Here is an 8688-nt window from a genome sequence, read left to right on the forward strand (position 1 = left end):
GACAAGAGACCTCCAGCCCTGCGGCCCGGCCCGATGGGCACCGAACCGGGGCACCACCGGATCGGGGCTACCGGGTGCCGGGGCCGGGGAGCAGGCCGCGCTCGACGGCGACCATCACCGCGCGGGTGCGGTCGTCGACGCCGAGCTTGGCGAACACCCGCAGCAGGTGGGTCTTCACCGTGGCCTCGCCGATGAACAGCTCCCGGCCGATCTCGGCGTTGGTCAGCCCGCGCGCCACCCCGGCGAGCACCTCGAGCTCCCGCGGCGTCGGCTCCTCCGCCGCGGGCGCCCGCATGCGCGACACCAGCCGGGCGGCCACCGGCGGCGCCAGCACGGTCTCCCCGCGGGCGGCCGCGCGGACGGCGTCGGCCAGCTGCGGCAGCGGCGCGTCCTTGAGCAGGTAGCCGGTCGCCCCGGCCGCGACGGCGCGCACGATGTCGGCGTCGGTGTCGTAGGTGGTCAGCACCAGCACCCGGACGCCGGGGTGCGTGCCGGCCAGCCGCTCGATCGCGGTGACGCCGTCCATCCGCGGCATCCGCAGGTCCATGAGGACGACGTCGGGCCGCGTCGCGGCGACCTGCGCCAGCGCCTCCTGCCCGTCGCCGGCCTCCCCGACGACGTCGAGGTCGGGCTGCGCGGCCAGCCAGCCCACCAGCCCGCCGCGCACCACCGGGTGGTCGTCGACCACGAGCACGCGGATCACGGGCCGGGCACCCGCACGGTCACCCGGGTGCCCGAGCCCGGCGCCGAGGCGACGTCGACCTCGCCCCCCACCTCCGCCACCCGCCCGCGCAGGCCGTCGAGCCCCGACACCGCCACCGACGACGGGTCGAAGCCCACGCCGTCGTCCTCGACGTGCACCGACACCTGCCCGCCGACCCGCGCCAGCCGCAGCACCACCGCCGTGGCGCCCGCGTGCCGCCGGACGTTGGTCAGCGCCTCCTGCGCCCCGCGCAGCAGCACGACCTCCTCGTCGGTGCGCAGCCCGGTCCCCCCGTCCAGCGCCCCGGCGTCCACCCGCACCGGCAGCCCGGTCTCGCGGGCGAACCGGCCCGCCAGGTGCTCCAGCGCCTCCACCAGCGTCGAGCCGTCCAGCGCCACCGGCCGGAACGCCGCGACCACCGCCCGCGCCTCGGCCAGGTTGTCGCGGGCGACCTCCTCGATCACCGCCAGCCGCTCGCGGACGGCGGCGGTGTCGGCGTCCAGCAGCGCGGCCGCGGTCTGCGCCTGCACCACGATCGACGTGTAGCCCTGCGCCAGGGTGTCGTGCACCTCCTGCGCCAGCCGCTCCCGCTCGGCCAGCACGCCGCGCTCCCGCTCGGCGGCCGCGAGCTCCGACCGCGTCGCCTCCAGCTGCGCGATCAGCGACGCGCGCTCGGCGCTCTCGTGCAGCACCCGGCTGATCCAGACGCCGAGCGCCAGGCTGAACCCGATGCCGATGCCGGTCTCGAGCAGCACGTCGGCGGCGCTGCGCTCCGAGGCGGCGCCCAGCACCGGGCCGGCCGCGCTGGCCAGCCCGAGCAGCAGGGTCCAGGTGACGCCGGTGAGGGTCCCCTGGACGGCGAACCAGACCTGCGGGTAGGCGAGGAAGAGCAGGAACAGCAGGCCCGGCGCCAGCCAGCCGAGCAGGGCGAACGCGGTGACCAGCACGAGGAGGTAGGCCACCGCCCGCCGCCGCGCCCCCCGGCTGACCGCCGGGACGCCGAGGACGGCGTAGGCGACGGCCAGCGCGCCCAGCACCGCCAGCGCCGCCGCGCGCCGGTCGTCGTCGACGGCGTCCCCGGCGGCCGCGGACACCACGGCCAGGCCCCAGACGACGGCGGAGATCACGTGCACTCCGGTGACGGTGGCCCGCCACCCGCGCTCGGGCAGCGGCTCGCCGCCGTCGTCCCGCGGGGGGACGACGGCGGCGGCCAGGCGGCGGGTCAGGCTCACGACGTCCGGCGCCAGCGGAAGGTCCGGGCGCACACCACGGCGCCGATGATCACCCATGCCGCCAGCACCAGGGCAGTGGTCCCGTGCTCCCAGCTGCCGGCCGGTTCCGCGACCGCCGCGGCGTCGGGCAGGAAGACCGAGCGCATCCCCTGGACCATCCACTTGAGCGGGAAGACCGAGGCTGCCTCCTGCATCCACGGGGGGAGCTCGGAGAAGACGAAGAAGACGCCGGAGAAGAACTGCAGGACGACGGCGAAGGCGGCGATCCCGTTGCCCACCGACCGGCTGCTGCCGACCGAGGCGACCGCGACGCCGAGCACCGTGCCGGCCGCCGCGCCGCCGAGGGCCACCCAGGCGAAGGTCAGCCAGCGGCCGGGGTCGGTGGGCAACGGGACGCCGAAGGCCGTCGCGGCCACGGTGAGCAGCAGCGCCATCTGCAGGACCGTCGTCACCAGCACCTGCCCCGCCTTGCCGAGGAAGTAGCCGAGCGGCGGCGTGCCCAGCGTCTGCAGCCGGGCCAGGTCGCCGCGGTCGCGCTCCTCCGCGATCGCCGTCCCGACCGCCTGGAAGCTGGTCAGCATGATCCCGGTGGCGGCGATCCCGGCGAGGAAGTACTGCGCGAACGGGACGCCACCCGGCCGGTCCTCGCCGGCGAACACCGACGCGAAGATCACCAGCATCACGATGGGATAGGCGAACGAGAACACCACCTGCGCCGGGTCGCGGACGAACAGGCGCAGCTCCATCCCCGCGCGGGCCAGCCCGATCGCGGCGGCCGACGGCGGCGCGGGGCGGGCAACGGTGGCGGTCATCGGGGCTCCCCCTCGGCGGCGGCGACCAGCCGGAGGTAGACGTCCTCCAGGCCGGGGCGGGTGACGGTCAGGTCGGGCACCTCGCCGTGCGGTGCGGCGGCGAGCAGGTCGCGCAGCACGGCCGCGGGCGTCGCGGTGACCACCTCGCGGCCGCGGCCGTCCTCCGTCCACCGCACGGTGGCCTGGCGGCGCAGTGCGGCGCCGAGTCCCGCCGGCGGGGCCACCTCGACCAGCCGGCCGGCGGCGATGACGCCGACCCGGTCGGCCAGGTGCGCGGCCTCGTCGAGGTAGTGCGTGGTGAGCAGCACCGTGGTGCCGCGGTCGCGCAGCCCCTCCACCAGCGTCCAGAACTGCCGGCGGGCCACCGGGTCCATGCCGGTCGTCGGCTCGTCGAGGAACAGCAGCTCCGGCCGGCCCTGCACGCCGAGAGCCACCTCCAGCCGCCGCCGCTGCCCGCCGGAGAGCCGGTCCACCCGGGTGCCCGCGGCCCCGGCGAGCCCGACGTCGGCCAGCAGCTCCCGGGTCGGCACCGGCGTGGCGTGGTAGTGCGCGAAGTGGTCGAGGGTCTCCCGCACGGTGAGCGCGTTGCCGGCGCCGGTGGCCTGGCCGACGACGCCGAGCCGGTCGCGCCAGGCCCGGCCGGCGCGGGCGGGGTCCTCGCCGAGGACGGCGACCTCCCCGCCGTCGCGGCGGCGCACGCCCTCCAGGACCTCGACGGTCGTCGTCTTGCCCGCTCCGTTCGGGCCGAGCAGGGCGAACACCTCACCGCGCCGGACGTCGAGGTCGACGCCGTCGACCACGGCCCGCCCGCCGTACCGCTTGACGAGCCCGCGGACGCGGACCGCCGGCTCGTACCCGTGCGCCGCGGGGGGCGGCGCGGTCTCGATCGCTGTCATGGCCCCGAGCCTGTCGGCGCGCGGCGCCGGCCGGGACGGCCGCGCGGTGGGGCCGCCGTCCACCGGACGGTGGACGGCGGGGTCAGGGACGCGGAGCGAGGACCGGGCGGCCGGCCAGCGCGCTGACCACCTCGACGGCGTCGTCCCAGCAGCGCCGGTAGTGGTCCGGGTCGGCGTTGCGCTGGGTGCGGTGCGCGGCGATGGTCGGCGGCAGCGACTGCCAGTCGGGGACCTCCTGCAGCGCCAGGAAGAAGTTCGTGGCGCTGGTGGTGGGGTCCATCCGGTCCTCGTAGGAGCCCCAGGCGCCGTTGTCGCGCTGCTGGAACAGCCCCCGGGAGTCGGGCCCGGCGGCGTCGCCGCGGTCGAGCACCAGCAGCGAGGACTCCCCCATCGCCGTCATCACCCCGACGACCTGCGCGCAGGTGTCCAGGCCCAGCACCGCGGCCGCGTTCACGATCGCCGCGGCGTTGGCCAGCTGCTCCCCGCGGTACCCGGCGACGGGCCCGTCGGGCACGGCGGCCGGGTCGACCCGCACCCCGGGCTCGGCGGCCGCGCAGTCCGCCGACCGCGGCGACGGCGTCGTCACCTGGCGCACCACGACGAACGCCGCCAGCAGCACCAGGACGCCGACGACGAGGGCCGCTCCCTGCCGCTTCCGGGGCGGGGCGGCCTGCGTCGTCTGCACACCCCGGCCAACGGACGGCGGGCCGGAGAGGTCCCCGGCGGCCCCACGGCCGCGTCCGGAAACCGCCAGTCCCGGGCCCTCCCCGGTGCCATGCTCGGTGTCGTGCTCTCCCCCCTCGACGCCGAACGCTGCTACCGCGCGGTCGCCAGCCGCGACGCCCGGTTCGACGGCTGGTTCTTCACCGCGGTGCGCACCACCGGCATCTACTGCCGCCCCTCCTGCCCGGCGCGCACGCCCGCGGCCGCCAACGTCTCCTTCTTCGGCACCGCCGCCGGCGCCCAGGCCGCGGGCTACCGCGCCTGCCGCCGCTGCCGGCCCGACGCCGTCCCCGGCTCCCCCGAGTGGGACGTGCGCGCCGACGTCGTCGCCCGGGCCATGCGGCTGATCGCCGACGGCGAGGTGGAGCGCACCGGCGTGCCCGGGCTGGCCGCCCGGCTCGGCTACTCCGAGCGGCAGGTGCACCGCCTGCTGGTCGGCGAGCTCGGCGTCGGCCCGCTGGCGGTGGCCCGCGCCCAGCGCGCGCAGACCGCGCGGGTGCTCATCGAGACCACCGACCTGCCGATGGCCGACGTCGCCTTCGCCGCCGGGTTCGCCAGCATCCGCCAGTTCAACGACACCGTCCGCGAGGTGTTCGCCTGCACGCCGACCGAGCTGCGCAGCCGCCGGCCGGGCACGGTCGGCGGGACGCCGGGCTGGCTGACCCTGCGGCTGGCCGCCCGCGCCCCGTTCGACGCCGCCGAGGTGCTGCACTTCCTCGGCGCGCACGCCGTCCCGGGCCTGGAGGAGTGGGACGGGACGACGTTCTCCCGGGTCCTCGACCTGCCGGCCGGCCCCGGCGTCGTCCGGCTGTCCCCCGCCGCCGACGGCGGCGCCGCGGTGACCGCCCGGCTGCTGCTCACCGACCTGCGCGACCTGCGCGCCGCCGTCCCCCGCTGCCGGCGGCTGCTCGACCTCGACGCCGACCCGGCCGCCGTCGACGAGGTCCTCGGCACCGACCCGGCGCTGGCCCCGCTGGTCGCCGTCGCGCCCGGCCGCCGGGTGCCCGCCTCCCCCGACGCCCCGGAGGCGGCGGCGCGGGCGGTGCTCGGCCAGCAGGTGTCGGTGGCCGGCGCCCGCACGCTCACCGCGCGGGTGCTGACCCTGGCCGGGACGCCGCTGGCCGAGCCGGTCGGCACGCTCACGCACGCCTTCCCGCGGGCCGAGGCCCTGGCCGGCGCCGACCTGTCCGCCGTCGGCCTGACCGGCGCCCGCCGCCGCACGCTGGGCGGCCTGGCCGCCGCGCTCGCCGACGGGAGGGTGGTCCTCGACCCCGGCTGCGACCGCGAGGAGGCGGCCCGCGACCTGCTGGCACTGCCCGGCATCGGCCCGTGGACCGCGGCGCTGGTGGCGATGCGCGGCCTGGGCGACCCCGACGTGTGGCTGCCCGGTGACCTCGCGCTGCGCCGCGCCCTCGCCGCGCTCGGCAGCTCCGACGCCGAGGCCGCCGGCCGCTGGCGGCCGTGGCGCTCGTACGCCGCGATGCACCTCTGGGCGCTCGCGGCGCCCACACTGTTCACCCGCTCCCCCGCCGATCGGAGTGCGTCATGACCCCGTCCGCCCGCTACGCGACCGTGGCCACCCCGCCCGGTCCCTTCACCGTCGTCGTCACACCCGGGCCGGACGGCGGCGACGTCGTCCTGGCCGCCGGGTGGACCGACGACGTCGCCGAGCTGCTGCCCGTTGTGCACCGCGCGCTGCGGCCCACCTGGGTCGAGCGGGTGGAGCACCTGCCGGTCCTGGACGTCGTGGAGGCGCACGCCGCCGGCGACGTCGGCGCGATCGACGCCGTCCCGGTCCGGCAGCGGTCGGGGCCGTTCCTCGAGGACGCCTGGGAGGTGCTGCGCACCGTGCCGCCCGGCCAGCCGGACACCTACGCCGAGTTCGCCGCCCGCTGCGGCCGGCCCTCGGCGGTGCGGGCCGCGGCCAACGCGTGCGCCCGCAACGCCGCCGCGCTGTTCATCCCGTGCCACCGGGTGCTCGGCTCCGACGGCGGGCTGGGCGGCTTCCGCTGGGGCACGCCGGTCAAGCGCTGGCTGCTCGACCACGAGGCGGCGCACGCCCCGGTCCCCGTCGACGCCTGAGGAAGGACCCCCTGCCTCTCGCAGGCTCGCGGCGGGCCCCTGCAGGGGACCAGGGGGGTGGGACGGGGCCGCCTCCCGGGAGTTGTCGGTCGGGTGTTGCACCCTGCTGTCCGTGGACGCTGCCTCCCTCCTGCTCGGCCTGCTCCTCGGGGTGCTGCTGGGGGCGGCCGTGACCCTCGGGGGAGTCGCGCTGCTGGCCCGCCGCCGGCCGGCGGAGGCCGGGCTGGACCCGCTGCACGAGTCGCTGGACCACCTGCACCGGCTGCTCGCCGGCATGGAGCAGGCCCGGGCCACCGCGCACGGCGAGCTCCGCGAGCAGATGGGCACCGTCGGGCAGACCAGCGCGATGCTGCGCCAGGAGACCGCGGCGCTGGTCACCGCGCTCCGCACCCCGCACGTCCGCGGCCGCTGGGGCGAGATCCAGCTGCGCCGGGTGGTCGAGGTGGCCGGGCTGCTCGAGCACTGCGACTTCGTCGAGCAGCCGTCGTCGACCAACGACGAGGGCGCCGGCGTCCGGCCCGACCTCGTGGTCACCCTCGCCGACGGCCGGCAGGTCGTCGTCGACGCGAAGGTCCCCTTCACCGGCTACATCGAGGCCACCCAGGCGACCGAGGAGACGGTGCGGGTGCAGCGGGTCGCCGCGCACGCCCGGCAGCTGCGCGCGCACGTCGACGCCCTCGCCCAGCGCCGCTACCCCACCGCGTTCCGCCCGGCCGCGCCGTTCACCGTGCTGTTCGTCCCCTCCGACGGGTTCCTCACCACCGCCCTGGAGGCCGAGCCGGGTCTGCTCGAGTACGGCTTCGGCCGCGACGTCGTCATCGCCACCCCGAGCACGCTGCTCGCGCTGCTGCGCACGGTGGCGCACTCCTGGCGGCAGGAGCGCCTGGCCCGAGACGCCGACCAGGTCATCGAGACCGGCCGCCGGCTGCACGCCCGACTCACCACGCTCTCGGGTCACCTCGCCCGCCTCGGCTCGGCGCTGGGCTCGACGCTGACCCGCTACAACGAGACGGTCGGCTCCTACGAGCGCTCCGTGCTCGCCGCCGCCCGCCGCTTCGACGACCTCGGCGTCGGCGAGACCCCGGTGCCCACCCCGCCGGAGGTCGAGGCGGTGGTCCGGCAGCTGCGGCCGGCCGGCGACGAACCGGCACCCCTCGACGACGCCGGGGAGGACGACCCCACCCCGCTGCGCTGGCGGCTGCCCGAGGGGCGCTGAGCGCGGGACGTCCCGTCCGGCCCGCGGGACACGCCCGTCCCACCCACCCCGCGGCTCACCGAGAGTTGCCAAATCGACAGGGCGACCTGTCGCGCGTCGAGCCCGGGAACTCCCCCTGCGGGCGGTCCCCCGTCGCTACCGTGAGGTCCGACAGCGGCCCGGTGGGGCCAGGACGTCCGGACGGGGAGGTACGCCATGGCCTCGGCGAGCACTGCCGACACCTGGCGGGACAGCGGGGTGGGCGCGCAGCGCCCCCACGCCGGCCCGCGGGCGGGGCGTCCCGACGCCACCGGCCCGGACCGCTCGATGCGCATGGGCCTCCCGCCCGTGCCGCCGCCCCCGCCGCGCGGCCGTCCCGGTGACCGCGGCACCGGCCGCGGAGCCGTCCCGGCGCGCCCGCCCGTCGAGGCCCGCCCCATGGCCCGCCCGCCGGCCGCCCGTCCCGCGCAGCAGCGCACCCCGTACCCGGGCGCCCACCCGCTCGCCGAGCGTCCCGAGCCCGCGGCACCGCCGCGCGCCCACGGCACCCGTGCCGCCGCGCGCGCGGCCGAGCGGGCCGCCGCGGAGCCGACCCAGGGGAGCCGGATGCGCGGCCTGCTCGTCGTCCTCGGCGTCTTCGTCATCACCCTCGCCGGGGGCGCCGTCGACTCGTTCCTCGGCACGGGCCTGGGCACGCTGACCCTCGTCACCCTCGTCGCGGCCGCCGCCGTCGGCACGCTGCTGGTGCGCCGCCGCGACCTGCTCTCGGTCGTCGTCGCGCCGCCGCTGGTGTTCGTGGCGGTCGCGCTGGTCAACGTCGGCCTGGCGCCGTCGGCGACGTTCAGCCTGCCGACGCTCGCCACGGTGCTCATCCGCGGCTTCCCCACGATGGCCGTCGCCACCGCCGTGGCGCTGGTCCTGGCGGTCGTCCGCTGGGCCGCCCGGCGCTGACCCCCCACTACCGGGGCGGGGGGGCCCGCCGCCCCCGGGGGCGGGGGGGGGGGGGCGGGGGGGCGGAGGGGCGGGGGCGGGGGGGGGGGGGGGG

At 78.2% G+C, this 8688-nt stretch carries 9 protein-coding genes; 4 read left to right on the plus strand and 5 right to left on the minus strand.

What is annotated here, in order from left to right; genetic code table 11:
* Positions 1–67 precede the first annotated feature (67 nt).
* From ACI79L_RS20630 to ACI79L_RS20650, 5 genes are all read right to left on the minus strand, one after another.
* Entirely contained in the window at positions 68–703 is a 636-nt protein-coding gene (locus ACI79L_RS20630) for a response regulator (protein ID WP_456938584.1), read from the minus strand.
* Positions 700–1935: a sensor histidine kinase gene (locus tag ACI79L_RS20635; RefSeq protein WP_456938585.1), complete on the minus strand. Its 1236-nt coding sequence runs from the start codon at positions 1933–1935 to the stop codon at positions 700–702. Before ACI79L_RS20635 ends, ACI79L_RS20630 begins: the two co-directional genes overlap by 4 nt.
* Positions 1932–2747, minus strand: coding sequence for an ABC transporter permease (locus tag ACI79L_RS20640; protein ID WP_456938586.1), 816 nt, complete (start codon positions 2745–2747; stop codon positions 1932–1934). Before ACI79L_RS20640 ends, ACI79L_RS20635 begins: the two co-directional genes overlap by 4 nt.
* Positions 2744–3643: an ABC transporter ATP-binding protein gene (locus ACI79L_RS20645; protein WP_456938587.1), complete on the minus strand. Its 900-nt coding sequence runs from the start codon at positions 3641–3643 to the stop codon at positions 2744–2746. Before ACI79L_RS20645 ends, ACI79L_RS20640 begins: the two co-directional genes overlap by 4 nt.
* A gap of 82 nt (positions 3644–3725) precedes the next feature.
* Positions 3726–4328 (minus strand): hypothetical protein, encoded by a 603-nt coding sequence (locus ACI79L_RS20650; protein WP_456938588.1) that lies wholly within the window; start codon positions 4326–4328, stop codon positions 3726–3728.
* Between the two features lie 102 nt (positions 4329–4430).
* Between ACI79L_RS20650 and ACI79L_RS20655 the strand changes: the two genes are divergently transcribed.
* The 4 genes from ACI79L_RS20655 to ACI79L_RS20670 all read left to right on the plus strand — a co-directional run bounded on the left by ACI79L_RS20655 (position 4431) and on the right by ACI79L_RS20670 (position 8594).
* Complete coding sequence (locus ACI79L_RS20655; protein WP_456938589.1) at positions 4431–5915, plus strand: AlkA N-terminal domain-containing protein; 1485 nt, start codon at positions 4431–4433, stop codon at positions 5913–5915.
* The gene (locus ACI79L_RS20660) at positions 5912–6448 is read left to right on the plus strand and encodes a methylated-DNA--[protein]-cysteine S-methyltransferase (RefSeq protein WP_456938590.1); all 537 of its coding nucleotides are present in this window, start codon (positions 5912–5914) and stop codon (positions 6446–6448) included. Before ACI79L_RS20655 ends, ACI79L_RS20660 begins: the two co-directional genes overlap by 4 nt.
* A 112-nt stretch (positions 6449–6560) precedes the next feature.
* A complete protein-coding gene (locus tag ACI79L_RS20665) occupies positions 6561–7664 on the plus strand; it encodes a DNA recombination protein RmuC (RefSeq protein ID WP_456938591.1) in 1104 nt (367 codons plus the stop codon).
* 195 nt (positions 7665–7859) lie between these two features.
* Positions 7860–8594, plus strand: a complete 735-nt coding sequence (locus ACI79L_RS20670) for a DUF6542 domain-containing protein (protein ID WP_456938592.1) — start codon at positions 7860–7862, stop codon at positions 8592–8594.
* Positions 8595–8688 lie beyond the last annotated feature (94 nt).

This window comes from Geodermatophilus sp. SYSU D00684, assembly GCF_054050455.1.